20 protein-coding genes, 1 tRNA gene and 1 pseudogene are annotated in these 26,273 nt (G+C 73.8%); 14 read left to right on the top strand and 8 right to left on the bottom strand.

Features of this window, described 5'->3' with window-relative positions:
* A partial coding sequence (gene metK, locus CUT83_RS13550; RefSeq protein WP_101256085.1) for a methionine adenosyltransferase occupies window positions 1–705 on the top strand: 705 nt, incomplete at its 5' end.
* Window positions 706–804: 99 nt separating this feature from the next.
* Window positions 805–2,961 carry a primosomal protein N' gene (locus tag CUT83_RS13545; protein WP_101256084.1) on the top strand — a complete coding sequence of 719 codons (2,157 nt, stop codon included), beginning with the start codon at window positions 805–807 and terminating at the stop codon, window positions 2,959–2,961.
* A 92-nt stretch (window positions 2,962–3,053) separates the two neighbouring features.
* Here CUT83_RS13545 and CUT83_RS13540 read toward each other — a convergent pair whose 3' ends face one another.
* Window positions 3,054–3,710: a hypothetical protein gene (locus tag CUT83_RS13540; protein ID WP_101256083.1), complete on the bottom strand. Its 657-nt coding sequence runs from the start codon at window positions 3,708–3,710 to the stop codon at window positions 3,054–3,056.
* A 327-nt stretch (window positions 3,711–4,037) separates the two neighbouring features.
* Between CUT83_RS13540 and fmt the strand changes: the two genes are divergently transcribed.
* The 6 genes from fmt to CUT83_RS13510 all read left to right on the top strand — a co-directional run bounded on the left by fmt (window position 4,038) and on the right by CUT83_RS13510 (window position 11,853).
* On the top strand, window positions 4,038–4,970 hold the full coding sequence (fmt, locus tag CUT83_RS13535; protein ID WP_101256082.1) for a methionyl-tRNA formyltransferase: 933 nt from the start codon (window positions 4,038–4,040) through the stop codon (window positions 4,968–4,970).
* 89 nt (window positions 4,971–5,059) lie between these two features.
* Window positions 5,060–6,460 carry an RsmB/NOP family class I SAM-dependent RNA methyltransferase gene (locus tag CUT83_RS13530; protein ID WP_101256081.1) on the top strand — a complete coding sequence of 467 codons (1,401 nt, stop codon included), beginning with the start codon at window positions 5,060–5,062 and terminating at the stop codon, window positions 6,458–6,460.
* A gap of 76 nt (window positions 6,461–6,536) precedes the next feature.
* Entirely contained in the window at window positions 6,537–7,229 is a 693-nt protein-coding gene (gene rpe, locus CUT83_RS13525) for a ribulose-phosphate 3-epimerase (protein WP_101256080.1), read from the top strand.
* Window positions 7,230–7,424: 195 nt separating this feature from the next.
* The gene (locus tag CUT83_RS13520; protein ID WP_173915070.1) at window positions 7,425–8,420 is read left to right on the top strand and encodes a sugar-binding transcriptional regulator; all 996 of its coding nucleotides are present in this window, start codon (window positions 7,425–7,427) and stop codon (window positions 8,418–8,420) included.
* Window positions 8,421–8,552: 132 nt separating this feature from the next.
* Window positions 8,553–9,992 (top strand): GuaB1 family IMP dehydrogenase-related protein, encoded by a 1,440-nt coding sequence (locus tag CUT83_RS13515; protein ID WP_101256093.1) that lies wholly within the window; start codon window positions 8,553–8,555, stop codon window positions 9,990–9,992.
* Window positions 9,993–10,338: 346 nt separating this feature from the next.
* A complete protein-coding gene (locus CUT83_RS13510) occupies window positions 10,339–11,853 on the top strand; it encodes an amino acid permease (protein ID WP_101256079.1) in 1,515 nt (504 codons plus the stop codon).
* Between the two features lie 28 nt (window positions 11,854–11,881).
* Here CUT83_RS13510 and CUT83_RS13505 read toward each other — a convergent pair whose 3' ends face one another.
* From CUT83_RS13505 to CUT83_RS13495, 3 genes are all read right to left on the bottom strand, one after another.
* Window positions 11,882–12,406 carry a hypothetical protein gene (locus tag CUT83_RS13505; RefSeq protein ID WP_101256078.1) on the bottom strand — a complete coding sequence of 175 codons (525 nt, stop codon included), beginning with the start codon at window positions 12,404–12,406 and terminating at the stop codon, window positions 11,882–11,884.
* Between the two features lie 74 nt (window positions 12,407–12,480).
* Window positions 12,481–14,781, bottom strand: a complete 2,301-nt coding sequence (locus CUT83_RS13500; RefSeq protein ID WP_101256077.1) for a DUF6571 family protein — start codon at window positions 14,779–14,781, stop codon at window positions 12,481–12,483.
* On the bottom strand, window positions 14,778–15,233 hold the full coding sequence (locus CUT83_RS13495; RefSeq protein WP_240958517.1) for a hypothetical protein: 456 nt from the start codon (window positions 15,231–15,233) through the stop codon (window positions 14,778–14,780). The genes CUT83_RS13500 and CUT83_RS13495 overlap by 4 nt, the downstream gene beginning before the upstream one ends.
* A 371-nt stretch (window positions 15,234–15,604) precedes the next feature.
* On the opposite strand from CUT83_RS13495, the gene CUT83_RS13490 reads away from it, so the two are divergent.
* From CUT83_RS13490 to CUT83_RS13480, 3 genes are all read left to right on the top strand, one after another.
* Window positions 15,605–16,060: an Lrp/AsnC family transcriptional regulator gene (locus tag CUT83_RS13490; RefSeq protein ID WP_101256076.1), complete on the top strand. Its 456-nt coding sequence runs from the start codon at window positions 15,605–15,607 to the stop codon at window positions 16,058–16,060.
* Between the two features lie 201 nt (window positions 16,061–16,261).
* Window positions 16,262–17,098, top strand: a complete 837-nt coding sequence (locus tag CUT83_RS13485) for a carbon-nitrogen hydrolase family protein (protein WP_101256075.1) — start codon at window positions 16,262–16,264, stop codon at window positions 17,096–17,098.
* Window positions 17,099–17,209: 111 nt separating this feature from the next.
* Window positions 17,210–18,916, top strand: a complete 1,707-nt coding sequence (locus CUT83_RS13480) for a flavin monoamine oxidase family protein (RefSeq protein WP_101256074.1) — start codon at window positions 17,210–17,212, stop codon at window positions 18,914–18,916.
* 110 nt (window positions 18,917–19,026) lie between these two features.
* On the opposite strand, the pseudogene CUT83_RS13475 reads toward CUT83_RS13480, so the two are convergent.
* A pseudogene (locus tag CUT83_RS13475) lies at window positions 19,027–19,674 on the bottom strand (DUF5995 family protein); the annotation flags it as partial.
* A 241-nt stretch (window positions 19,675–19,915) separates the two neighbouring features.
* The gene (locus tag CUT83_RS13470) at window positions 19,916–21,358 is read right to left on the bottom strand and encodes a uracil-xanthine permease family protein (RefSeq protein WP_101256073.1); all 1,443 of its coding nucleotides are present in this window, start codon (window positions 21,356–21,358) and stop codon (window positions 19,916–19,918) included.
* A gap of 482 nt (window positions 21,359–21,840) precedes the next feature.
* Here CUT83_RS13470 and CUT83_RS13465 point away from each other — a divergent pair.
* Window positions 21,841–21,911 (top strand) — tRNA-Cys (locus CUT83_RS13465).
* Between the two features lie 82 nt (window positions 21,912–21,993).
* Here the strand turns inward: CUT83_RS13465 and CUT83_RS13460 are convergent.
* Window positions 21,994–22,935, bottom strand: a complete 942-nt coding sequence (locus CUT83_RS13460; protein WP_101256072.1) for a LysR family transcriptional regulator — start codon at window positions 22,933–22,935, stop codon at window positions 21,994–21,996.
* Entirely contained in the window at window positions 22,932–23,843 is a 912-nt protein-coding gene (locus CUT83_RS13455) for a LysR family transcriptional regulator (protein ID WP_101256071.1), read from the bottom strand. The genes CUT83_RS13460 and CUT83_RS13455 overlap by 4 nt, the downstream gene beginning before the upstream one ends.
* A gap of 259 nt (window positions 23,844–24,102) precedes the next feature.
* Here CUT83_RS13455 and CUT83_RS13450 point away from each other — a divergent pair, with 259 nt between their 5' ends.
* Together CUT83_RS13450 and CUT83_RS13445 are read left to right on the top strand one after the other, a co-directional pair.
* A complete protein-coding gene (locus CUT83_RS13450; RefSeq protein WP_101256070.1) occupies window positions 24,103–24,876 on the top strand; it encodes a tRNA-dependent cyclodipeptide synthase in 774 nt (257 codons plus the stop codon).
* Complete coding sequence (locus CUT83_RS13445) at window positions 24,863–26,272, top strand: purine-cytosine permease family protein (protein WP_173915069.1); 1,410 nt, start codon at window positions 24,863–24,865, stop codon at window positions 26,270–26,272. Before CUT83_RS13450 ends, CUT83_RS13445 begins: the two co-directional genes overlap by 14 nt.
* Window position 26,273 lies beyond the last annotated feature (1 nt).

The following is a 26,273-nucleotide window of genomic DNA, read 5'->3' as shown; positions in this document are numbered from 1 at the left end:
CCCTACCTGCGCCCGGACGGCAAGACGCAGGTGACCGTCGAGTACGACGGGGACAAGGCGGTGCGGCTGGACACCGTGGTGGTCTCCTCCCAGCACGCCTCCGACATCGACGTCGGCGCGCTGCTGGCCCCGGACATCCGCGAGTTCGTCGTCGAGCCGGAGCTGACCGCTCTCGCCCGGAGCGGCGTCAAGCTGGACACCGACGGGTACCGGCTGCTGGTCAACCCCACGGGCCGGTTCGAGATCGGCGGCCCGATGGGGGACGCGGGCCTGACCGGCCGCAAGATCATCATCGACACCTACGGCGGCATGGCCCGCCACGGCGGCGGCGCCTTCTCCGGCAAGGACCCCTCCAAGGTGGACCGCTCGGCGGCCTACGCCATGCGCTGGGTGGCCAAGAACGTGGTGGCCGCGGGGCTGGCCGCCCGCTGCGAGGTGCAGGTGGCCTACGCCATCGGCAAGGCCGAGCCGGTGGGCCTGTTCGTGGAGACCTTCGGCACGGCCACCGTGGACCCCGGGCGGATCGAGCAGGCCATCTCCGAGGTGTTCGACCTGCGCCCGGCCGCCATCATCCGGGACCTGGACCTGCTGCGCCCGATCTACGCCGCCACGGCCGCCTACGGGCACTTCGGCCGGGAGCTGGACGACTTCACCTGGGAGCGCACCGACCGCACCGACGCGCTGCGCGAGGCCGCCGGGCTGTAACACCCCGCTCCCGCCGGCACCGGCCCGGCCCCCGGCGACTCCCCGGCAGGAGCCGCGGGGGCCGGGCCGTGTCAGTGGGTTCTGGTAGGACTGAGGGCTGTGAGCAGCGAGAACGGGCGACCGGACAAGCCGCCGGCGCAGGATCCGCCGGGAGGCGAGCAGCTCGCGCTGATCCGCGAGACCGTCCGCCGGGCCAAACCGCCCCGTGCCCGGCCGCGCACCTGGCGCGGCGCCGAGCTCGCCGAGCGCGACCCCGTCGCCCGCGTCCTGGTCGACAAGGGCCTGCTCCACCTCGACCGCCTCTTCGACTACGCCGTCCCCGCCGCCATGGACGCCGAGGCCCGGCCCGGGGCGCGGGTCCGGGTGCGCTTCGGCGCGGGGGAGCGGGGCGGACGCCGCGAGGGCGGCAGGCTGGTCAACGGCTTCATCGTCGAGCGCCGCGCGGACTCCGACTTCCCCGGCGTCCTCGCCCCCATCGCCCAGGTCCTCTCCCCGGAGCCCGTCCTCGGCCCCGGCCTGCTGCGGCTGTGCCGGGCCGTCGCCGACCGCTACGCCGGAGCGCTGGCCGATGTCGTCCAGCTCGCCGTGCCCCCGCGCATGGCCCGCGCGGAGAAGGCGCCCGCGGCGGCGGGCCCCGCCGCGCCACCGCCCCCGCCGCCCGGGGCGTCCTCCTGGGCGCGCTACCCGGCCGGGCCCGGCTATCTGCGGGCGCTGGCCGCGGGGGAGTCCCCGCGCGCGGTGTGGACGGCGCTGCCCGGCCCGCACTGGCCCGAGGAGCTGGCCACCGCCCTGGCCGCCGCCCTGGCCTCCGGGCGCGGCGCGCTCGCCGTACTGCCCGACGGGCGGGCCGCGGCCCGGGTGGACGCGGCCCTCACCGCCCTGGTCGGCGACGGCCGGCACGTCCTGCTCACCGCCGACGCCGGAGCCGAGGCCCGCTACCGCCGCTGGCTGGCCGTCAACCGCGGGCAGGTGCGCTGCGTCGTGGGCACCCGCGCCGCGATGTTCGCGCCCGTGCACGACCTGGGGCTGGTCGCGATCTGGGACGACGGGGACTCCAGCCACCGCGACCCCCGCGAGCCGATGCCGCACGCCCGCGAGGTGCTGCTGCTGCGCTCGGCCCGGGAGAGCTGCGGCTTCCTGCTGGGCGCGCACGGCAGCACCGTGGAGGCCGCCCAGCTCGTCGAGACCGGCTGGGCCCGCCTGCTGGCCGCCGACCGCGACGCGGTGCGGGCGAGCGCCCCCCTGGTCCGCACCGTCGGCGACGGCGACGAGGCGCGCGATCCGGCCGCGCGCGCCGCCCGGCTGCCCACCCTCGCCTGGAGCACCGTGCGCGAGGCCCTGCGCCGCGGCCCGGTGCTGGTGCAGGTGCCACGGCGCGGCTACGTCCCCCGGCTGGCCTGCGACCGCTGCCGCGAGCCCGCCCGCTGCGCCCACTGCGCCGGCCCCCTGGAGGCCACCGGCGGCGACGCCCCGCCCCGCTGCGGCTGGTGCGGACGCGACACGCCCGGCTGGGTGTGCGCGGAGTGCGGCGGCACCCGCCTGCGGGGGCGGGTCTTCGGAGCCCGGCGCACCGCCGAGGAACTGGGCCGGGCCTTCCCGGCCGTACCCGTCCGCACATCCGGCCGCGACCACGTCCTGGACGGCGTGCCCGACCGGCCCGCCCTGGTGGTCAGCACCCCCGGCGCGGAGCCGGTCGCCGAGGGGCCCGGCTACGCGGCGGCCCTGCTGCTGGACGGCTGGGCGCTGCTCTCCCGCCCCGACCTGCGCGCGGGGGAGGAGGCGCTGCGCCGTTGGCTGGCCGCCGCCGCACTGGTGCGCCCCCACGGCGAGGGCGGCACGGTGGTGGTGATGGCCGAGCCTTCGCTGCGGCCCGTCCAGGCGCTGGTGCGCTGGGATCCGGCCGGACACGCCCGGCGCGAGCTGGCCGAGCGGGCCGAGCTGGGCTTCCCGCCGGTGTCCCGGATGGCGGCGGTGACCGGACCGCCCGAAGCCGTCGCCGGACTGCTGGCCGCGGCCGGACTGCCGCCCGACGCCGAGGTCCTGGGACCGGTGCCGCTGCCGGCGCCCGACGCGGGCCGTCCCCGGCGCCCGGGCGGCCCGCCGCCGGGCGAACGGTGGGAGAGGGCCCTGGTGAGGGTGCCGCCGGGCAGCGGCGCGGCACTCGCCGCCGCGCTCAGGACCGCCCGTGCGGCCCGGCTCGCCCGACGCGGGAGCGAGCCCGTACGCGTCCGTGTCGATCCGGAGGACATCGGCTGACCGTCCACCGGACCGCCCCGGAGACGGGACCGCCCGGCGCCGGGCCGAGGGGGAGGGGCCGGGCGCCGGGCGGAGAGGGAGACGGCCCGGGATCAGCCGTTGCGGGGGGAGGGGAGGGCGCCCGTGCGGGGCTCCGGCGGCTGCGCCCGCTGCCCGGGCGCCGGGAGGGGGCCCTGCCCCGCGGCCACGGCGCGTGCGGCGGCCCCGGCCTCCCGGCCGCTCTCCCCGTCCCGGTCGGGCCGCCGCACCGCCTCCGCCCCGCCGGCGGCCGGAACCGCGGCCTGCGCGGTGGGCTGCGCGGTGGCCTGCGCGGTGGTCTGGGCGGTGGCCTGTGAGGCGGTCTGTGAGACGGCCGCGGGCGCCGTCACCGTCGCCGTCGCGGCACCGCCCGTCCGGGGCGCCGGCCGGCGTGAGCCGTAGCGGCGGTGGACGGCCTGCTTGGTCACGCCGAGCGCCGAGCCCACCGCGTCCCAGGAGAAACCCAGCGAGCGGTCGAACTCGACGGCCGCCGTCACCAGCGTCTCCACGCTGTCGCGCAGCTCCTGGGCGAGCCGCACGGTCGGCGCGGGCGCCCTGCCGTAGACGACGAAGCCCGCGGACGGGCCCGTGCGCCGCGGCCGGTAGACGTTGCCGAGCTGCGCGGTGAGCGTGCGCAGTGCGTCCACCTGCCGGCGGACCCGCTCGATGTCCCGCACCAGCAGGTGCAGGCTGGCCCGTGCCCGGGCGTCGGGGGTGGCGTGGTCGGCCATGGTCAAGCCTCTCGAACCGGCGTGGGATCGGCCGGCCGCGTCTGCGGCCGTTTCGGTCAAGCTGTATTGACCAACGCCGCACCGGGCGCCGGAGTCACGCTGAGGGGGCGTGAAAAAGCACCCATGTGCGGCGCGTTCGGGCCCGTACGCCCCGTTCGGTGCCCGGAGTGCCCGGTAGGGCCCGGCGTCGCGGCGGACCGTAGACTGGTGTGCCGCCCCGCGCCGCGTGCGTTCCCGCGCCCGGCGCGGCCTCGTGCCCGCCCCCGGCGCGTCCGCCCACCACACCCGTTACCGACGCACCCGTCTTCGAGAGGTAGTCCCGCACCGATGAGGCTCGTCTTCGCCGGCACCCCCGAGGTCGCCGTACCCGCCCTCGACGCACTGATCGCATCGGAGCGGCACGAGGTCGCGGCCGTCGTCACCCGGCCCGACGCGCCGGCCGGGCGCGGGCGCCGCCTGGTGGCGAGCCCGGTCGCCCAGCGGGCCGAGGAGGCCGGCATCGAGGTCCTCAAGCCCGCCCGCCCGCGCGACGAGGACTTCCTCGCCCGGCTGCGCGAGATCGCCCCGGACTGCTGCCCGGTCGTCGCCTACGGCGCGCTGCTGCCCGGGGTCGCGCTCGACATCCCGGCCAGGGGCTGGGTCAACCTGCACTTCTCGCTGCTGCCCGCCTGGCGCGGCGCCGCGCCCGTCCAGCACGCGATCATGGCCGGGGACGAGGTCACCGGAGCCTCCACCTTCCTGATCGAGGAGGGGCTGGACTCCGGACCGGTCTACGGCGTGGTCACCGAGGAGATCCGGCCCACCGACACCAGCGGCGACCTGCTGACCCGGCTCGCCTTCGCCGGCGCCGGACTGCTGGCCGCCACCATGGACGGCATCGAGGACGGCACGCTGCGGGCTGTCCCCCAGCCCGCCGAGGGCGTCAGCCTCGCCCCCAAGATCACGGTCGAGGACGCCCGCGTGGACTGGGCCGCCCCCGCCCTGCGCGTGGACCGCGTGGTGCGCGGCTGCTCGCCCGCGCCCGGGGCCTGGACGCTCTTCCGCGGCGAGCGGCTCAAGCTGCGGCAGACCGCCCTCGCCCCCGACCGCACCGGTCTGGGCCCCGGTGAGCTGGCCGTCGGCAAGAACACCGTGCACGCCGGCACCGGCTCGCACGCCGTCGAGCTGCTGTGGGTCCAGCCGCAGGGCAGGAAGCCGATGGCCGCCGCCGACTGGGCGCGCGGCGTGCGCATCGCCCAGGGGGAGACGCTGGGGGACTGAGGCGCCCCGCCCGGCCGGGTGGGATTAGGCTGGAACGCCGCGCCCCCCTGCCGCGCGCCACCCCCGACACCACCCGGAGCACCTTTTCCGTGAGCAGCCGGCCACGCCGTCCCGCCAAGCCCTACCGCCGCCCCAAGAAGGACCCCGTACGCCTGATCGCCTACGAGGCGCTGCGGGCCGTGGACGAGCGCGACGCATACGCCAACCTCGTCCTGCCTCCGCTGCTGCGCGAGGGCCGCGAGCGCGGCGACCTCGACGGACGGGACGCGGCCCTGGCCACCGAGCTGGTCTACGGCACGCTGCGCCGGCAGGGCACCTACGACGAGATCATCGCCGCCTGTGTGGACCGCCCGCTGCGCGAGGTGGACCCGCCGGTGCTGGACGTCCTCTCGCTCGGGGCCCACCAGCTGCTGGGCACCCGCATCCCCGCCCACGCCGCGGTCAGCACCACCGTGGAACTGGCCCGGGTGGTGCTCGGCGACGGACGGGCGCGGTTCGTCAACGCCGTACTGCGCAGGATCGCCGCCGACGACCTGGACGGCTGGCTGGAGAAGGTCGCACCGCCCTACGAGGACGACCCCGAGGAACACCTGGGGATCGTCCACGCCCACCCCCGCTGGATCGTCTCCGCCCTGTGGGACGCGCTCGGCGGCGGGCGCGAGGACGTCGAGGCGCTGCTGGAGGCCGACAACGACCGGCCCGAGGTCACCCTGGTCGCCCGCCCCGGCCGCGCCACCGCCGGGGAACTGCTGACCGGTGAGGCGGCGCCCGGCCGCTGGTCGCCGTACGCGGTCCGGCTCGCCGAGGGCGGCGAACCCGGCGCGATCGAGGCGGTGCGCGAGGGGCGCGCCGGGGTGCAGGACGAGGGCAGCCAGCTCGTCGCCCTCGCGCTGGCGAACGCGCCCCTGGACGGGCCCGACGAACGCTGGCTGGACGGCTGCGCCGGACCGGGCGGCAAGGCCGCGCTGCTGGGCGCGCTGGCGGCCGGACGCGGCGCGGCCCTGCTCGCCGCCGAGAAGCAGCCGCACCGCGCCCGCCTGGTGGCCCGCGCCCTGCGCGGCAACCCGGGCCCCTACCAGGTGGTCACCGCCGACGGCACCCGCCCCGCCTGGCGGCCCGGCTCCTTCGACCGCGTCCTGGTCGACGTGCCCTGCACCGGGCTGGGCGCCCTGCGCCGCCGCCCCGAGGCGCGCTGGCGCCGCCGCCCCGAGGACCTGGCCGGCTTCGCCCCGCTCCAGCGCGGACTGCTGACCGAGGCGCTGCGCGCGGCCCGGCCCGGCGGCGTCGTCGGCTACGCCACCTGCTCACCGCACCCGGCCGAGACCCGCGCGGTCGTCGACGACGTGCGCAGGCACGAGAGCGCCGAGCTGATCGACGCCCGCCCGCTGCTGCCCGATGTGCCCTCCCTGGGCGAGGGCCCCGACATCCAGCTCTGGCCGCATCTGCACGGCACCGACGCGATGTACCTCGCCCTGCTGCGCCGCACCTGAGCCGCGGGCCGGCGCCGGTGCGCGCGGGGGCGCACCTGGCGGCGGGGCCGGACAGGTGACACGACATACTGGGGCCATGGTTCAGATCAACCCCAGCATCCTGTCCGCCGACTTCGCACGCCTGGCCGAGGAGGCGCTGCGCGTCGGAGGGCCCGAGGGCGCCGACTGGCTCCATGTGGACGTGATGGACAACCACTTCGTCCCCAACCTCACGCTCGGTGTCCCGGTCGTCGAGTCGCTGCGCAAGGCGACCGACACCCCGCTGGACTGCCACCTGATGATCGAGGACCCCGACCGCTGGGCGCCGCAGTACGTCGAGGCGGGGGCCGGATCGGTCACCTTCCACGCCGAGGCCGCCGCCGCGCCGGTGCGGCTGGCCCGCGAGATCCGCGCCAAGGGCGCCCGCGCCTCCATGGCGCTCAAGCCCGCCACGCCGATCGAGCCGTACGAGGACCTGCTGCCCGAGCTGGACATGCTGCTGGTGATGACCGTCGAGCCCGGTTTCGGGGGTCAGGCGTTCCTCGACGTCATGCTGCCCAAGATCCGCCGTACCCGGCAGCTCATCGACAAGCACGGCCTGGAGCTGTGGCTCCAGGTGGACGGCGGGGTGTCGGCCTCCACCATCGAGCGGTGCGCCGAGGCCGGCGCGGACGTCTTCGTGGCCGGCTCGGCCGTCTACGGCGCGGACGACCCGGCCGCGGCGGTGCAGGCGCTGCGCGCCCAGGCCCGGGAGGCCGTGAACGGGGCCGCCGGCACGTGCGCCCACTGAGGACCGGCCCGGGGAGCCCGAGGGCGGCTGCGCGGAGGCGGGCAGAGGCGGGCATGGGTGCACCGTGCACGGAGTGGATCAGGACCGCCGCGGATCTGCGAGGATGAACGCGCAGAGTGAGGAACGGCGCGTACACGAGTACGGCGGAACGGTAGCGAGGTGAGTGCGGTGTCGACCGGGCGGTCAGCCACGAGAATGGGTCCCGCCGAGCTGATGCAGGCGGCGGCCATGGCGCGCCGCTTCTATCTGGAGGGCAAGTCCAAGATCCAGATCGCGGACGAGTTCGGGGTGAGCCGCTTCAAGGTGGCCCGGGTGCTGGAGACCGCGCTGGAACGGGATCTGGTGCGCATCGAGATCCGCGTCCCGGCCGAACTGGACGCCGAGCGGTCCGACGCGCTGCGTGCCCGCTACGGACTGCGCCACGCGGTGGTCGTCGAGTCGCCCTCGGATGCCGCCGAGGACGCCGCCGACCCGGAGAACCTCGGCGAGGTCGCCGCCGACCTGCTGGGCGAGCTGGTCACCGAGGGGGACGTCCTGGGGCTGGCCTGGGGCCGCTCCACCATCCACATGGCCACCGCGCTGCACCGGCTCCCGCCGTGCACCGTCGTCCAGCTCACCGGCGTCTACGACGCGGGCACCGCCGAGCGCGGCTCGGTGGAGGCCGTGCGCCGCGCCGCCACCGTCTCCGGCGGCGAGGCCCACCCGATCTACGCGCCGATGCTGCTGCCGGACGCGGCCACCGCCGCCGCGCTGCGCGGCCAGACGAGCATCGCCGCCGCGTTCGAGTACTTCGACAAGGTGACCGTGGCCGCGGTCTCCATCGGCTCCTGGGAGCCGGGCGTCTCCACCGTCCACGACATGCTCGGCGAACAGGAGCGCGCCCACTACGCCTCCCTCGGGGTCGCCGCCGAGATGTCCGCGCACCTCTTCGACGCCGAGGGCCGCCGTATCGGCCGCGACCTGGGCGAGCGCTGCATCACCGTCGAGGCCGACCGGCTGCGCCGCATCCCCGAGGTCATCGCGATCGCCGGCGGCCGCCGCAAGGCCGAGGCGATCGGCGCGGTACTCCGCTCCGGGCTGGTGACCAGCCTGGTCACCGACACCGCCGCCGCCGACTACCTGCTGCACGAGACCGGCCCCGGCCCCCGGCCCGCGCTGGAGCGGGCCGACCCGGACGAGAGCGCGCCCTGAGGGCCCGGGCCGGCGCCGGTCCGAGTCCGGCCCAGGCCCTCAGACGTTGGTGGGAACGTACGACGACATCCCCGTTCACCTGGCCTTTTCTCCATGACCGGGGGCCGGGGCGGGCGTGCAACAATGAAGTACGTGCGATTTCTCAACGATCAGCGGCCCGCGTACGACCTGACGTACGACGACGTCTTCATGGTGCCCAACCGTTCCGCGGTCGGCTCCCGGCAGGGCGTGGACCTCTCCGCGCCGGACGGGACGGGCACCACCATCCCGATCGTCGTGGCCAACATGACCGCGATCGCCGGGCGCCGGATGGCCGAGACGGTCGCCCGCCGCGGCGGCCTCACCGTCATCCCCCAGGACATCCCCCTGGACGTGGTCACCGACGTCATCTCCTGGGTCAAGCAGCGCCATCTGGTCCTGGACACCCCCATCGTCCTGGACCCCTCCGCGACCGTCGCCGACGCGCTGTCCCTGCTGCCCAAGCGGGCGCACGGCGCGGGCGTCGTCGTCGACGGGGAGCGGCGGCCGGTCGGCGTCGTCACCGACTCCGACCTGACCGGCGTGGACCGTTTCACCCAGCTCGCCCAGGTCATGTCCCGCGCCCCGCTGCTCCTGGACGCCGGCATCGATCCGAGCGAGGCGTTCACCCGCCTGGACGGCGCCCACCGCAAGTTCGCCCCCGCCGTCGACGCCGAGGGCCGCCTGGTCGGCATCCTCACCCGCAAGGGCGCCCTGCGCGCCACCCTCTACACCCCCGCGACCGACGAGGCCGGGCGGCTGCGGGTGGCCGCCGCCGTCGGCATCAACGGCGATGTCGCCGGCCGCGCCGAGGGGCTGCTCGCCGCCGGGGTGGACACCCTCGTCGTGGACACCGCCCACGGCCACCAGGAGTCCGTGCTCTCCACCCTGGAGACGATCCGCGCGCTGGATCCGCGAGTCCCCGTGGTGGCGGGCAACGTCGTCTCCGCGGAGGGCACCCGGGACCTGATCGAGGCCGGCGCCGACATCGTCAAGGTCGGCGTCGGGCCGGGCGCCATGTGCACCACGCGCATGATGACCGGTGTGGGCCGACCCCAGTTCTCCGCCGTCCTGGAGTGCGCCGCCGAGGCGCGCAGGCACGGGAAGCACGTCTGGGCCGACGGCGGTGTGCGGCACCCGCGCGACGTGGCCATGGCGCTGGCCGCCGGAGCCTCCAACGTCATGATCGGCTCCTGGTTCGCCGGCACCCACGAGTCCCCCGGCGACCTCCAGCAGAGCGCCGACGGGCGCCTGTACAAGGAGAGCTTCGGCATGGCCTCCGCACGCGCGGTGCGCAACCGCACCGCCGAGGAGTCCGCCTACGACAGGGCCCGCAAGGCCCTGTTCGAGGAGGGCATCTCCACCTCCCGGATGTTCCTCGACCCGGCCCGGCCGGGGGTGGAGGACCTGATCGACTCGATCATCGCCGGGGTGCGCTCCTCGTGCACCTACGCCGGGGCCGCCACCCTGGAGGAGTTCGCCGAGAAGGCCGTCGTCGGCGTTCAGAGCGCCGCCGGCTACGCCGAGGGCAAGCCGCTGCACGCCAGCTGGTGACCTGCGCCCCCGCGGCCCGCCCGGGAAAGAGGACCGGGCGGGCCGCGGCTGCTCCGAGTGCATCTTCCCGGACGCCGCCCGGACCCGGACGTTCCTCTCCCGGCGGCTGGACCGGGAGGAGACCGAGGAGGCGCCGGCCGCCGCGGCACTGGCCGTCGACGCCTGCCTCACCGACGGCCGAACCTGGGTGAGGGCCCTGCCCGCCGGGTGACGTACGGGGTGAGTACGGGGCGGCGGCGGACCGGCGCGTACGCGCCTGCGCCGGCCACCGCCGGGAGGTGTGCGAGGCTCAGGGGGTTCCGCGTGTGACCGGTATGCGAAAGATCTCCCGAGGAGTCGTCCCGCGATGGACCAGGGTGCCGCTTCCCCCGTTTCCTCTCCCTCCCCAGGGCCCGGCAGGCCCCTCTCGCGGCTGACGCGCCGCAAACCCGTCGAACGGCTCGTCGCCGAGAGCGGCCACGGGGAGGGCGGCCTGCTGAGGCGCTCACTGGGGGTGTGGCAGCTCACCGCGATCAGCATCGGCGCCACCCTGGGCACCGGCATCTTCGTCGTCCTGGGCGAGGCCGTGCCCGAGGCCGGTCCGGCCGTCACCGTCTCCTTCGCCCTCGCCGGGCTGACCGCGCTGTTCTCCGCCCTGTCCTACGCCGAACTGGCCGGCGCCATCCCGGTGTCCGGCTCCTCCTACACCTACACCTACGCCACCATGGGCGAACTGCTGGGCTGGGTGATCGGCTGGTGCCTGATCCTGGAGTACGGGGTGTCGGTGGCCGCCGTCGCGGTCGGCTGGGGCGAGTACCTCAACGAACTGCTCGACGGCACCGTCGGCGTCACCATCCCGGCCGCACTCTCCGCACCCCCGGGCGACGGAGGGATCGTCAACCTGCCGGCCCTGCTGGTCGTCCTGCTCGCCATGGCCCTCCTGCTCGGCGGCGCCCGCGAGAGCGCCCGCGCCAACGCCGCCATGGTCGCGGTGAAGATCGGCGCGCTGCTGATGTTCTGCGCCGTCGCCGCCACCGGCGTACGCGCCGGGAACTACACCCCGTTCGCGCCCCTGGGGGTGGCCGGGATCAACGCCGCGGCCGCGACGCTGTTCTTCTCCTACATCGGCTTCGACGCCGCCTCCACCGCCGGTGAGGAGGCCAGGGACCCCCGGCGCGACCTGCCGCGCGCCATCGTCCTGTCGCTGGTGATCGTCACCGTGCTGTACTGCCTGGTCGCGGCCGTCGCGGTCGGCGCCCTGCCCTGGCAGGACTTCACCGGCACCGAGGCGGCCCTCGCCGGGATCATGGAGGAGGTCACCGGACGCACCTTCTGGTCCGTCCTGCTGGCCCTCGGCGCCGTCGTCGCCATCGCCAGCGTCGTCCTGGCCGTCCTGTACGGGCAGACCCGCATCCTGTTCTCCATGTCCCGCGACGGACTGATCCCGCAGGTGTTCTCCCGGGTGCACCCGCGCACCGGCACCCCGCGCGCGGGCACCCTGATCGTGGCCGCCTTCTGCGGCACCCTGGCCGCCGTGATCCCGCTGGGCCGGCTCGCCGACGCCACCAGCATCGGCACGCTGTTCGCCTTCGCGCTGGTCAACGTCTCCGTCGTCGTCCTGCGCCGCACCCACCCGCAAACGCCCCGGGGCTTCCGCGTCCCGCTCTCACCGCTGCTGCCCGCGCTGGGCTTCGGCTTCTGCGTGTGGACGATGGCCGGCCTGGACGCGGTCACCTGGACCGTCTTCGGCCTCTGGCTGGCCGGCGGCCTGGCGCTCTACTTCTCCTACGGCATCCGCCACTCGCGCCTCAACGAGCCGGGCGGAGCGGGTGGACCGGGCGGGCCGGCCGGGCCGGCCGCCACCGACCGGGCCGGGCGGTAGCGCCCGGCCGCAGCCGGCCCGGCGGGCCTCAGACGCACTCGCCGGACTTCCCGACGGCCTCGGCGTAGGCGGCGATGAGCTTCTTCATCGCCGCCTCGTCGGGCTTGCCCGGCTCGTCGACCCTGGCCGCGACGAAGAGGTCGTCATCGGGCTTCCGCGGCTCGGGACAGGTGACCTTCCCGACGGCTCCGGTGCCGGAGTAGATGAACCTGCCGTCCTCCGTTTCCTTGTCGCCGGGCTCCACGTTGGGGAACACGGAGGCGAACCTGGCCGGCGAAGTCCCCTTCTTCCACCACTCGATGTTGAAGGTGAGCACCTGCGTGTCGTCGACGTAGACGAGACAGCGCGTCATCCCGTCCGCCCTGTCGGAGACGGCGGTGGAGATCTCCTCCCCCGGGGGCAGGAGAGGCTCCGTGAGATCCGGGGACACGGCCGTGCCGCACAGCGATGAGGGGATCTCGTAGTTCTTCTCCTGCGCGGAGCAGGAGGCCGTTCCGAGGCCGAGGAGCAGCACGAAGGCGGCCGAGACCGCGAGCCGGGATCCTGATCGCATGCGCCTTCCCGGACGTCTCGGTCCGATTCCTGCCCCGGCGGGCGGAGAGGGAACGACGGGGCCGCGCCGAATGGTCATCCGGGGATCTCCGTGTCGAGGTCGTCCGCCATCTGGGAGACATTGACCGAGGCGCTGTCGAAACCGTCCTCGTTGCCGCGCCTCACCCAGTCCGCCACCTGATCGGCGTACGGCCGGTCGTGTGCCTTGGCAGCTTCCATGGCGGCCGTCTGACCGTGCCACAGGCTGTTCTCCCTGGAGCGTTCCCACCTCTCGCCCACGTTCTCCCCGGCGTCCTTGAGGTTGCTCGGCTCCAGATCACCGAAGATCTGCTCCAGGACGACGCTGCTGACCGTGTTGGCGGCCCCGCCCGCGACGGCCCCCGCGACGGGCGTTGCGACGAAACTCGTCCCCACACCGATACCGGTCCCGATGGTGCCGGAGATGATGTTCTTCACCTGCCCCATCGACTTCTTGTAGTCCTCGTCCTGCTGACTGGCGTCTGCCAGTACCGCCTCCTGACGGCCGATGGACAACGTGCCGCTGATCTCCCCGGATCTCCGCGCGATGTCCTCGATCGTGGTCTGGGGGTTCTGTGGGTACCGCCTGTCCTCCGGCAGGTCGGGGTTCAGGTGGTAGTCCATCAGGTTGGTCATGTAGGCCTTCTGTCCCATCTCGACCTTGGCGAACCCCTCCGGGTTCTGGCCCACGCTGACGAGGAAGCGCGTGACGTCGTTGTGGTCCAGTTCAGCGGCGGTGCCGGCGACGGGGAACAGCAGGTTGGTGTTCCCGTATCTGTCGTCGGCCATGGCCCGGTTGATGTCGGGCAGGTACTCCGCCGCGATCTGGCCCATGCTGTCCGACAGGTAGCCGCGCTCGGTGAGGCGCTCGGTGTCGTCCGAGACGGAGTCGAAGATCTGCTCCACCAGCCGGGCCTGCTCCGGGCTGTGCGGAGGGGTGTCCGGGCCGGGCTGCTCACCGGCCGGATGGCCGGTCGCCGCCGCCTCCAGGGCCCAGCCCATGGCGTTCTGCCCGGCGATGCTCTCCTCGAACTCGGAGTCGTACTGCTTGGGCCAGTCGCGCTCCTCGAAGAGGTACTGGAAGTTGGTCAGACCGACCTTGCCCTCCTTGCCGTTGCCGTCGGTGTCCCGGGTGAAGTCGTGGTCCTCGTCCTTGGTGACGAAGGTGCCGTTGAAGAAGTCGGTGGCGGCCTCCGGGCTCCTGCCCAGAGCCATCATGAAGCCCGTCATCGGGTCCGACCCCTCGTCGGTACCCGTCCGGTTGAGCATCGGTCCCATGGGGAAGTGCCAGGCCAGCTCCGCGCTGCGGCCGTTGCCGCTGCGCTCCTTCTCGACCCGGATGAGCTCGTCGCCGTAGTCCTTGAGGAACTTGTCGTCGAAGTCGCCCCAGCGCATCAGGTTGCTCATCACCTGGGCGCCCACGGCCCGGGGGTTGTCCTTGCTCGGGACGAACTCGCCGGTCAGCCCGACCATGTCCCGCTCCCAGCGCTGCATGGCCGGGCTGTCGGACTGGGTGGCGGTGGCCAGGGTCAGGCCGAGGTTCTCCTGCAGGGCGCCGTACTTGTCCACCCGGGCCTGGCCGAGCTGCATGTTGGTGTGCGGGTCGTTGATGCCCGCCCAGAAGTCCAGCACGCCCTGGGGGCCGAGCCCGGTGGCGAACCGCTCGGCGAAGAGGGGATCGTCCTTGTACCGCGCCATGGTGGAGTTGAAGTCGTCGAACTCCTGCGGGGACATGCCCGCGGGGTCCTCGGCGAGCTCGACGGCCCGGTCGGCGGCCTCCATCGCCTCGGCGGCGGAGTCGCGGTCGGCGTAGGAGGCGTCGGAGAAGCCGTAGGGCGTCTGGTCGGCCAGGGCCCTGAGCGCCCTGGCGGCACTGGAGTCACTCTCGGCGGCCTTGCTGAGGATGCCCTGCACCTCGTCGCGCAGGGCGGTGACGTTCTCGGGGGTGTGGTCGGGTACGTCGGTGCCCTCGGCGGCGCGGTCGGGGTGGATGTTCATGGTGACGGTGAAGCTGCCGTCGGTGTTGGCGATGACCGTCAGGTTCTTCTTCAGGCCGCGCTCGATGGCGTCGTTGAGCTGCCTGCGGTACTCCACCAGCTCGTCGTGGGTGTCCTTGAGGATGTTGTGGATGGAGGACGCCTGGGTGTGGGCGTCGGCGAACTCACCGGTGGTCTTGGCCACGAACTCCCGGGTGACGGCGGCGTTCAGGCCGGTCCAGTCGGCCTTGTCGGCCCTGCCCTTGAGCTGCGAGCGGGCGTCGTCCTTCAGGGTGCTGAGCTTCCCGACCATCTCCGACCAGTCGGAGACGGCCTTGTTCAGCTTGGAGAAGTCGGCGTGGCGGAGGGCGTCGAGCTTCACTGGAGCCGGGTCCTCTCGTCGAAGCCCTCGTCGAGCGCGGAGACGCTGTTGAACAGCGAGCTGATGTGCTGCTCGTCGTTGGCGTGTTCCTTGTTGCTGTACTCCATGTGGTTGGAGATGTGGGCGCAGGCGTCGGTGAGGGTGCGCAGCTGCTCCTGCCACCGGGTCGCGACGTGGTCCAGGGCTGCGCCGATCTCGAAATCGCCCTTCAGGCCCGCGGCGGCGCTGTTGCTGCTCTCCCGGGCGAGGTCGCCGTCCCTGCGCAGCCGTCCGTGGAGCTCGAACGCCGCGTCCCCGACGGCGGCCAGGTCCTTCTGCGAGACCTCCAGCTCGCCGGAGGACGTCGAGACGCCCCCGCCTCCGCCGCCGTCGAGCCGGTTCAGGCGCATCTGTGTGGCCTTCCGCTCGCCGGCGGCCTCCACCAGCTGTTTCCACTCATCGTCGAACGACACGTTCTCTCCCCCGCGTCCGGCTCCGTCTGTTGGGCCACACCGTATAGAAGCGCGTCTTCCGGTCGCCAGTGAGAGCCGCGGGGAAGGGGAACGGGACGGGGCCGCCGTGCGGCCGCCGACGGACACCAGGACGCCCGGTTCGCGGGGGTGCGGCCGGAAAGGGGCGCCCGGAAATCCGGATATGCGCCCTCCCGGGCCGCGCCGCCGCCCCGTGTGATGCATCGGTGAGGATTTCCCGGCCTTCCGTGCCGCGGCCCGGTGCCGCCGGAGGGACGCCCCGCCGGTCCGGTGTGCTGTACTTCGCTGCCGGGGCGGCGCGATCACCGCGGCGCCCTAAGTACCGCCCGCACGACAGAAGTGGCCCACCCGCAGTGCGACTGAACGAGCTCGACGAACGCATCGTCCGCGCCCTCGCCGAGGACGCCCGGCGCTCCTACGCCGACATCGGCGCCGAGGTGGGGCTGTCGGCCCCCGCCGTCAAACGCCGGGTGGACCGGCTGCGCGAGCAGGGCGCCATCACCGGCTTCACCGTACGGGTGGACCCGGCGGTGCTCGGCTGGGAGACCGAGGGCTTCGTCGAGATGTACTGCCGCCACAAGACCTCACCCGAGGACATCCGCCGGGGACTGGCGCGCTATCCGGAGGTGGTCTCCGCCTCCACCGTGACCGGCGACGCGGACGCCGTCGTCCAGGTCTTCGCCTCCGACATGCGGCACTTCGAGCGGGTGCTGGAGCGGATCGCGGGGGAGCCGTTCGTCGAGCGCACCCGGTCGGTGCTCGTCCTCTCCCCGCTGCTGCGGCGCTACGGTTCGGGGCCGCCGGCCTGAGGCGCTCCGGGGCTGTACGGCCGGCTGCGCAACGAATCGACGCACCACGGCCTCAACGCGCAACGGATCGATGCCTGATGCGCAACGAGTGCGGCTTGTGGGACGCGGCGGGCGGACCGTACCGTCGAGGCGTCCCCAGATCCCGCAGCCGTACCCCGGCACGCCCGGTACGGCTGTCCGACGTGAACGCGAAGAGGTCCCATGACGCCGCTGCGCACCGCGCTGCTCCAGGGCCCCGGCGGTGTCCCCGGCTCCACCGCGGACAGCCTGGCCGCCCTCGACCGCGCCGCCCGCGAGGCCGCCGCGCGAGGGGCCCGGCTGCTGGTCGCCTCCGAGATGTACCTGACCGGGTACGCGATCGGGGAGCGGGTGGCGGAGCTGGCCGAGCCCGCCGACGGCCCCGGCGCCGAGGCGGTGTCCCGCATCGCCGCCGAGCACGGGATCGCCGTCGTCTACGGCTACCCCGAGCGCGACGGCGACGCGGTGTACAACTCCGCCGGGCTCGTCGGTCCCGACGGCGCCCGGCTGGCCGACTACCGCAAGACCCATCTGTACGGCGGCTTCGAGACCTCCGCCTTCCGGCCGGGCGACACCCCCGTCGTCCAGGCCGACCTCGACGGTGTCCGTGTCGGGATGCTGGTCTGCTACGACGTGGAGTTCCCCGAGAACGTCCGCGCCCACGCGCTGGCCGGCACCGAGCTGCTGCTGGTGCCGACCGCACTGATGCGGCCGTACGAGATCGTCGCCGAGACCCTCCTGCCGGCCCGCGCCTTCGAGAACCAGCTCTACATCGCCTACGCCAACCGCTGCGGCACCGAAGGCGCGGGCGGGAACGGGTACGGGGACGGGGACGACGGCGCGATCACCTTCGCCGGGCTGAGCTGCCTGGCCGCGCCCGACGGCACGGTCCGCGCCCGCGCGGGCGCGGGGGAGGACCTGATCACCGCCGACGTCGACCCCGGGCGGCTGAGGGCGTCGCGCGCGGACAACCCCTATCTGCGCGACCGCCGCCCCGAGCTGTACGCCTCCCTCACTTGAGGCACCGGCACCACACACCCCGCGCCCCGCCCCACCCGATACCGCAGCCGGCCGCCGGTCCGGGCCGACCGCCCGGACACGGCCCGCCACGTACCACCAGGAGAACCACCCATGACCTCCACGGTGCCCGCCGCCGTCCACGACGAGCAGCACGCACAGGCGCGGACCGAACCGCCCGTCACCATGTTCGGCCCGGACTTCCCCTTCGCCTACGACGACTACCTCGCCCACCCCGCCGGCCTCGGCCAGGTGCCCGCCACCGAGCACGGCACCGAGGTCGCGGTCGTCGGCGGCGGACTGTCGGGGATCATCACCGCGTACGAGCTGATGAAGATGGGCCTGAAGCCGGTGGTCTACGAGGCCGACCGGATCGGCGGGCGGCTGCGCACCGCCCGCTTCGAGGGCTGCGACCCCGAACTGACCGCCGAGATGGGCGCGATGCGCTTCCCGCCCTCGTCCACCGCCTTCTGGCACTACGCGGACCTGGTGGGGCTGGAGACCAAGCCCTTCCCCAACCCGCTGGCGCCCGACACCCCCTCCACCGTCGTCGACCTCAAGGGCGAGTCCCACTACGCCCGCACCCTGGACGACCTGCCGGAGGTCTACCACCAGGTGATGGAGGCCTGGAACGCCTGCCTGGAGGAGGGCGCCGACTTCTCCGGCATGCAGCGGGCCATACGGACGCGCGACGTGCCGCGCATCCGCGAGATCTGGTCGCGTCTGGTGGAGAAGCTCGACAACCAGACCTTCTACGGCTTCCTGTGCGACTCCCCGGCGTTCTCCTCCTTCCGCCACCGGGAGATCTTCGGCCAGGTCGGCTTCGGCACCGGCGGCTGGGACACCGACTTCCCCAACTCCATCCTGGAGATCCTGCGGGTCGTCTACACCGGAGCCGACGACGACCACCGCGGCATCGTCGGCGGCAGCCAGCAGCTCCCGCTGCGGCTGTGGGAGCGCGAGCCGGCCAAGCCGGTGCACTGGCCGAAGGGCACCTCACTGAAGTCCCTGCACGGTGGCGACCCGCGCCCGGCCGTGACCCGGCTGCACCGCACCGCGGGCAACCGCATCACCGTCACCGACGCCACCGGCGACGTGCGCACCTACCGGGCGGCGGTCTTCACCGCCCAGTCGTGGATGCTTCTGTCGAAGATCGACTGTGACGACGACCTGTTCCCCATCGACCACTGGACGGCGATCGAGCGGACCCACTACATGGAGTCCTCCAAGCTGTTCGTGCCGGTGGACCGGCCGTTCTGGCTGGACAGGGACGAGCACACCGGCCGGGACGTGATGAGCATGACGCTCACCGACCGCATGACGCGGGGCACCTACCTGCTGGACGACGGCCCGGACCGGCCGGCCGTGATGTGCCTGTCCTACACCTGGTGCGACGACTCCCTGAAGTGGCTGCCGCTCAGCCCTCAGGAGCGGCTGGAGGTCATGCTCAAGTCCCTGCGCGAGATCTATCCGGACGTCGACATCCGCAAGCACATCACCGGCAACCCGGTCACCGTCTCCTGGGAGAACGAGCCGTACTTCATGGGGGCCTTCAAGGCCAACCTGCCGGGCCACTACCGTTACCAGCGGCGGCTGTTCACCCACTTCGCGCAGGACCGGCTGCCCGAGGACAAGCGCGGCGTCTTCCTCGCCGGCGACGACATCTCCTGGACGGCCGGCTGGGCCGAGGGCGCGGTGCAGACCGCCCTCAACGCGGTGTGGGGCGTGATGCACCACCTCGGCGGTTCCACCGACCCCGCCAACCCCGGGCCGGGCGACGTCTACGACGAGATCGCCCCGGTCGAACTCTCCGAGGACTGAGCGGCCCGGGAGGGCTGCGCGGGGCGGGAGGGCTGCGCGGGCCGGGACGGCCGGGAAGCGCATCCGGACGCCTGGAGGGACCTCTCCCGCCGAGCGTCCGGGCGGCGCTCCAGCGGGGTGAGCAGGAAGCGGCCCACCAGGCCCACCCCGGTGTCCAGCCGGCGGGTGAACTCCTCGGCCAGCTCCGGCAGCCGCCGCATGCTCCACAGCAGCCGCGCCGCCGACCAGGCCGAATCCCTGGCCCGCTCCATGTTCCAGCCGGCGATCAGATGGGTGAGCGGGTCGGCGACGTCCAGCGGACCGGGGCCGGGCGCCAGGTCCTCGCGGATCCGCTCCTCCAGCTCCACCAGGACGTCTCCGATCCGGTCGAACGCGCCCTGGAGCGCGGAGGGTTCGCACCCGTGCGCCCGGGCGGTGTCCACCACGGCCAGTGCCAGGTCGTACCCGATGTGCGCGTTGACCCCCGCCAGCGCGAACTGCGCGGGGTGCACGCCCGTGTGGTGGCGCGCCCGGAACAGCGGGCGCCAGCAGGCGGGGACGGGCCCTCCGGCGGAGGCCAGGTCGACGGCGGCCGGGTAGCGTCCGGCGAAGACCGCCGCCAGGGCCGCCGCGGAGCGGGGGCGGGGCAGGAGGCCGTCGACGAGGCTGTGGCGCACCGACAGCGTCACGGCCAGATAGACCCGGTTGAAGGCCGCCACCCCGTCGTGCGGCGGCAGTTCCTCCTGGAGCGCGCGCATCCGCGCGATCACTCCGTCCATCCCTTCCGCCCCGCCCGCCTCGTCCGTCCTGTCCGCGGCGGCGGGTCCGGCGGCGGACCCGGACTGCGTCATCGTCATGCGCTCAGCGTGGCAGAAAGAGGACGGGCGCAGGGGGCGGAGTGGGAAGTCCCCCGGATCGGGCGACCCCCGAACGGACGGCGAACCACTGTCCGCGACCTGCCGCGCAGGAACGGCGGGCGGCGGGCGGCAGCGGACAGGCGGCGGGCGGCCGTACCGCCGCCTACCGCTTGCCGGGCCCGGTGCCGTCCGTGTCCTCCGCGCCGCCGGCGCCGTCCGCGCCGCCGTCCGCGGTCTCGGTGTCGTAGGAGGAGGTGCCCTCGTCCAGCAGCGGCTCCTGGACGCGCATGTGCGCCGGGGCCAGCGCCCGCAGCACGTGGTAGCCGGTGAGGACGACGATGGTGCCCAGCGCGATGCCGTTCAGTTCGAAGCTGTCGGTGATCTCCAGGCTGACGCCGCCGACGCCGATGATGACGCCCGCCGAGACCGGCACCAGGTTCAGCGGGTTGCGCAGGTCCACCCGGCCCGCGAGCCAGATCTGCGCGCCGAGCAGGCCGATCATGCCGTAGAGGATCACGGTGATCCCGCCGAGCACACCGCCGGGGATCGCGGCGATCACCGCGCCGAACTTCGGGCAGAGCCCGAACAGCACGGCGAAGCAGGCGGCGGCCCAGTAGGCGGCGGTGGAGTAGACGCGGGTCGCGGCCATCACGCCGATGTTCTCGGAGTACGTGGTGGTGGCCGGGCCGCCGACCGCGGTGGACAGCACCGTGGCCGCGCCGTCGGCGCCGATCGCGGTGCCCAGCTTGTCGTCGAGCGGATCGCCGGTCATCTCGCCCACGGCCTTCACATGGCCCGCGTTTTCCGCGATCAGCGCGATCACCACCGGCAGCGCCACCAGGATCGCCGACCACTGGAACTCGGGGGCGTGGAGGGAGGGCAGCCCGATCCAGTCGGCCTCGGAGACGCCCGAGAGGTCCAGCCGCCAGTGGTCGACGGCCTCCCCGCCGCCCGCCGGGGAGTGGATCTTCCCGAAGAGGCGGTCCATGGCCCAGGAGACGACGTAGCCGAAGACCAGCCCGAGGAAGATCGCCACACGGGACCAGAAACCACGCAGCGCCACCACCGCGAGCCCGGTGAAGAGCATGGTCAGCAGCGCCGTCCACTGGTCCTGCGGCCAGTACGTCGAGGCCGTCACCGGCGCCAGGTTGAAGCCGATCAGCATCACGACCGCACCGGTGACCACGGGCGGCATCACCGCGTGGATGACCCGCGCGCCGAACCTCTGCACCACCAGGCCGGCCAGCAGCAGCACCAAGCCGACCACCAGCAGCGCCCCGGTGATCGTCCCGCTGTCGCCGCCCGAGGCCCGGATCGCCGCGGCGACGCCGACGAAGGAGAGGCTGGAGCCCAGATAGCTCGGCACCCGGCCGCGCGTCATGAGCAGGAACACCATGGTGGCGACGCCCGACATCATGATGGCCAGATTGGGGTCCAGGCCCATGAGCACCGGAGCGACGAAGGTGGCCCCGAACATCGCCACCACGTGCTGGGCTCCCAGCCCGGCCGTCCGCGGCCACGACAGCCGCTCGTCGGGCCGTACGACGGCTCCGGGCGCCGGTGTGCGACCGTCGCCGTGCAGGGTCCAGCGCAGACCGAGGCCCATGGGTGCTCCGTTTCGTGCTCGCGCGGTGGTGCGTTCCGGCGCGCTTCGGAGTGCTTCGGGGCGCGCCGGGGGTGTGATCGGATGTGACCGGAATCGATCGGCCCACATGGTACGGGGCGCCTTCGGGGATGTCAGCGGGCGGTGCGCGGCCGGAGCGACCCCGCCATGCCCCCGGCCCCGGGCGGCGAACGCCCGCCGCCCCTTCACCGATCCGGGAGAAAACCCGGAAGCCGAGGTGCGCGAGAATGTCGGAGCAGATTTCCCTGAAATGTGCCCGAGGGTGTGAAGGGGTGGCATGGAATCCACCGTAAAGGCATAGGGTGTTATGTGGGAAAGAGGCTGAGTGTTCGCATGGAAAAGCGGCTGGAAGTCATCTGTTCCCGAGCGGGGGGAATTCTGCTAGCGTTCAGGGTGTCGGCGGAAAGCGGTGCGGTCGGCCGCATTTTCCCGTTCGATGACGAGAACCCCGGGAGTCCGTTTTCGGTGGAGTGGCCGAGAGGCGAGGCGGCGGCCTGCAGAGCCGTTCACACAGGTTCGAATCCTGTCTCCACCTCCGGCCGGTCCCGTCGCCGCTTGAAGCGGCGACGGGCCGGTTCCGGGGGTCGCGGGGCGGCCCTCGGAACCGGGGCTCCGGTTCAGATTCCGCCCGCGCCCCCGCCCGTGTAGGACTCCCGGACCGCCCCGGCCAGCCGGTGCGCCCAGGCGGCGGCGCGGTCACCGGGCCGCCAGGCCAGGAGCAGCCGGTGGCGGACGGCGTCGTCGTCCAGCGGGAGGCAGACCATCCCGGCCGCCGGGGCCGGGAGCGGGTAGGCGGGCAGTACGCCGCCGGTGGCGCAGGCCAGCGCCGCGGCCTCGGCCTCGTCGGCCGCCCAGCGCACTTCGACGTGCACGCCGCGGCGCCGCACCGCGGTCATGAAGCGGTGGTGCAGGGCGGCGTGCCGGCGACCCGCGGGGAGCAGACACGTCCGGCCGTCGATGTCGAAGAGGGAGACCGAGGCCCGCTCCGCCGGCCGGTGGTCGGCCGCGGTCCGGACGAGCAGGCTCTCCTCGGCGAGCACGGCCGTGCCGAGGGTGTCCGGCAGGGGCCCGTCCAGTTGGGGGAAGTGCCGGAACACGACCAGGTCCAGGCGGTGCAGGCGGAAGAGGTCCGGCAGGGCGGCGCCGCAGTCCACGGCGCCGCAGTCCACGGTGCGCACCTCGACGGCGGCCGACGGCAGCAGGGCGCGGGCACGGGCGGTGACGAGCGGCAGAGCGGGGTGGGGGACGGCCCCGATGCGCAGGCGCTCCGCCGCCGGGCCCGGCGGGTCCCCGTGCGCGCCGGCGGCCAGCAGCCGGTCGACCACCGGAAGCAGTTCGTCGGCGCAGTCCAGCAGCAGCCGGCCGGCCGCCGTGAGAAGGGCACCGCGGTGGTCGCGGCGCAGGACGACCAGGCCGGTGGCCCGTTCGGCGCGCTGGATCCGGCGGCTGACGCCGGCCTGGCTGAGGCCGAGCGCCCGGGCGGCGCCGGCCAGGCTTCCGGTGTCGGCGACCGCGCGCAGCACCCGCAGATCCTGGATCTCCACGTCCACGGCGGTCATGCGGGGACCGGCAGCGGACGCGCCGCGGAGAGGACCGAGGCCAGCGCCGGAACCTGTGCGGCGATCCGGCTGTCCCTGCGGAACGCCACCAGATGGCTGACCCGCAGTCCGAGGTCGTCCACGGAGCGGTGGACCACCCCGGGCAGAAGCGGCCGGCACGCCTGGCTCAGGGCGACGCAGCCGCGGATCCGGATCACATCGCAGCGAGGCCCGGAGACCGGGATGTCGTGGGTGATGCGCGGTGTGAATCCGTAGGAGGCGCAGAGGGCGCGGAGTTTGCCGTCGCAGCCGTCGGGGCCGGTGACCGAGATCCACTCCTCATGCGCCAGGTCGGCCATGGTGAGCCGTTCCGCGGTGGCCTGCGGCCGGTCGGCGGCGACCGCGAGGAGTACCGGACTGTGTCCCCAGGCGATCTGTGCGACCGGGCCGTCCGCGGACGGGAGCGGGCCGTCCTGCCCGGAGACGTGGTCGCGCAGCGCGATGTCGATCTCCCTGGCCCGCAGCAGGTCCACCAGTTCCCGGGTGGAGCCGGTGACCACGATCCGCGGGCGTTCTCCGCACGGCAGCCGCCGCAGGGAGTCCAGCAGGGGTTGGTGGAGCACGCTGCTCGCCCAGCCCACCCGCAGCGCCCGGCTCCGGACTTCGCGGTGGTCGTGCAACCGCCGCCCGAAGTCGTCGAGGATGCGGAGGACGGACTCCGCGTGGTCGAGGACGGTGCTGCCGAGGGCGGTGGGCCGGGCGCCGTGGGGGCCGCGTTCGAACAGAGTCCCGCCGAGCAGCTCCTCCAGCCTCCGTATCTGGCGGCTCAGGGCCGGCTGGGGCAGTTCCAGCGCCGCCGCCGCCCTGTTGAGGCTCCCTGTGTCGGCGACGACGCGCAGCAGGCGCAGATGGCGGATCTGTAATTCCATGATCGGAGGCTAAGCGGATTCCGTCCGCCCGCGCCAGAGCCGGATCGAGCACGATGCAAATTCTGTCGATTTTCGCGCGTGCGGGGCAGTGGGATTCCGTCGGCAGGTGAGCGGATCCGCCCGGGCGGGTGCGCGCGGACGGCATAACCGGTCGGCACTACCCGGCCTCCCGTCCGGCCGTCATCATCCCATTCATCGGCTTGCAGGCCGTGACCCGATCGGATGGGGGGGCTGTCCGAACCACGACCCGAGGTGGATTGTGTTTGAGATCGAACCACTTACCGAGAACTGCCGTGAATTACTCCCCGAAGCGGCCGTCGCCTGCATCGGGGTCAGCCCGTTCAACAGCTACTTCAGTACCCGGCGGCTGACCGCCCTGGCGGGCTGGGGGATGGAGCGCTTCGAGCGGGTGCGCTTCTTCGTGCCGGACACGGTGGCCGCGTACACGCTGGAAGCGCTGGGGTGCGAGCCGGGCCGCGCGCGCCACAAGGCGCGGAGCCAGGGCCGGTACGTCCACAACAAGATCACCACCGCGCTGCGGAGCCTGGGGGTCGAGGAACCGCGAAGGCTCGTCCTGGGCATGGAGCGGCTGGGCGGCTCGGCGCGCTACGGACAGCTCCTGGCGGAGGCGCACCTGCTGTTCCGGGAAGACGTCTCCTTCCGCGCCGCCTGCATGGAGGCGTCCCACTGGGTACTGGACCGGAGGCTGCCGCCCGGCACCGTCCCGGGCGAGGAGCAACTGCGGCGTGCGGTGCGGTACTTCCTGGCGGAGTTGCCCCTCTTCGCCGATTCCGCCGGAGTCGCCGGGATCGCCGGGAACGGTTCGTCGTTCTTCGTCTACCACCAGCGGGTGGCCTTCCTGGAGCGCTTCTACCGGCGCGAGCTGAGCTGGAGACCGGTACCCGGGCAGGGCTTCGCGGTGGTCCGCGAGCGGGCACCGGAGGCCGGCACGGCCGGAGCCGTGCCCGGAGCCGTGCCGGAAGCCGTGCCCGGAGCCGTCCCGGTGGCGGAGGTGCCCCGTGGCGCCCGCTGAGGCCGGGCGGGGAGCCGCCGGCGAGCCCGGCCGGGACGAGGCGCTGGACGACTACTCGCTCAGCCGGGTCCCCGAGGAGGCGCGCTACTCGTGGATCTCGGTGGCGGTGCAGCGGTTCGGGCAGGTCTCCTCCTTCCAGCAGTTCATGGTGGGCGCGGTCCTGGGCTACGGGATGACGTTCACCGACGCGGTGATCGCCATCACCGTCGGCTCGGTGATGCTGGAGGCCGTCACGATCCTGCTGGGCGTCGCCGGGGTGAAGGAGGGCCTGTCGACCTCGGTGCTCGCACGCTGGTCGGGCTTCGGCCGCAAGGGCTCCGCGGCGGTGGGCATGCTGGTGGCGTTCAGCCTCGCCGGCTGGTTCGGCGTGCAGAACGGTGTGTTCGCGCAGGGCATGCACAGCCTCGCGGGCGGGGTGCCGCCGTGGGCCTGGGCGCTGGCGGGCGGCGCGGCGGTCACGGCCGTCTCGGTGTTCGGCTTCAACACGATGGCGTGGACGGCCTACCTGACCGTCCCCGCGTTCCTCCTGCTGGCCGGCTGGTCGGTGGTGGACACCCTGGCCGACCACTCGCTGGGCCATCTGGTGACCGCGGCCCCGCCGGGGCCGGCGCTGTCCCTGGCCGAGGGCACGACGCTGGTGGCCGGGGCGTTCATCCTGGGGGCGCTGATGACCCCGGACATGACGCGCTTCAACCGCAGACCGTCCGACGTGGTCAAGCAGACGCTCCTGGGCGTGACGCTGGGGGAGTACCTGATCGGGCTCACCGCGGTGCTGCTCGGCCACGCGGCCCGCACCGCCGACATCGTCGGCATCATCACCACCTCCTCCGGCCTGCTGGGCACGCTGATCCTGGCGACGGCGATCCTGAAGATCAACGACTGGAACCTGTACTCGTCCGCGCTGGCCACCGTCAACAGCATCGATGTGATCTTCGGCAGACGCGTCGGCCGCCGGACGGTGACGCTGGTGATCGGTGCGGTGGGCACGGCCCTGTCCGCCGCGGGTCTGATGGACGACTTCACCGGCTTCCTGGAGACCGTCGGGGTGCTCGCCCCGCCGGTGGCCGGGATCATCATCGCCGAGTACTACGTGGTGCGGCGGTTCCGCGCGGACCTCGACCGGGCCCGCTCGCACGGCGGGCTGCCCGGCGGGATCGCCGACTGGATGCCCCTGTCCCTGGTGTGCTGGGCCGCCGGCGCGCTGGCCGGCGAGTACGCGGGCATCGGCATCCCCGCCGTCAACGCCGTCGTGGCCGCCTTCGCGCTCTACGCGGTGGCGGGCCGGGCGGCGGCCCGCAGACGGCCGCGGCCCTCCGGCGCCCCAGGGGCCCCTCCTCCCGGCCGTCCCGAGCTCCCGGACCTTCCCGAAAGCGGCATGACGAAGACAGGAGGCTGAC

Source organism: Streptomyces barkulensis, assembly GCF_002843305.1.
Taxonomy (GTDB): Bacteria; Actinomycetota; Actinomycetes; order Streptomycetales; family Streptomycetaceae; genus Streptomyces; species Streptomyces barkulensis.
Note: the sequence above shows the minus strand (reverse complement) of the source record. Positions and strands in the feature narration are given on the sequence as shown.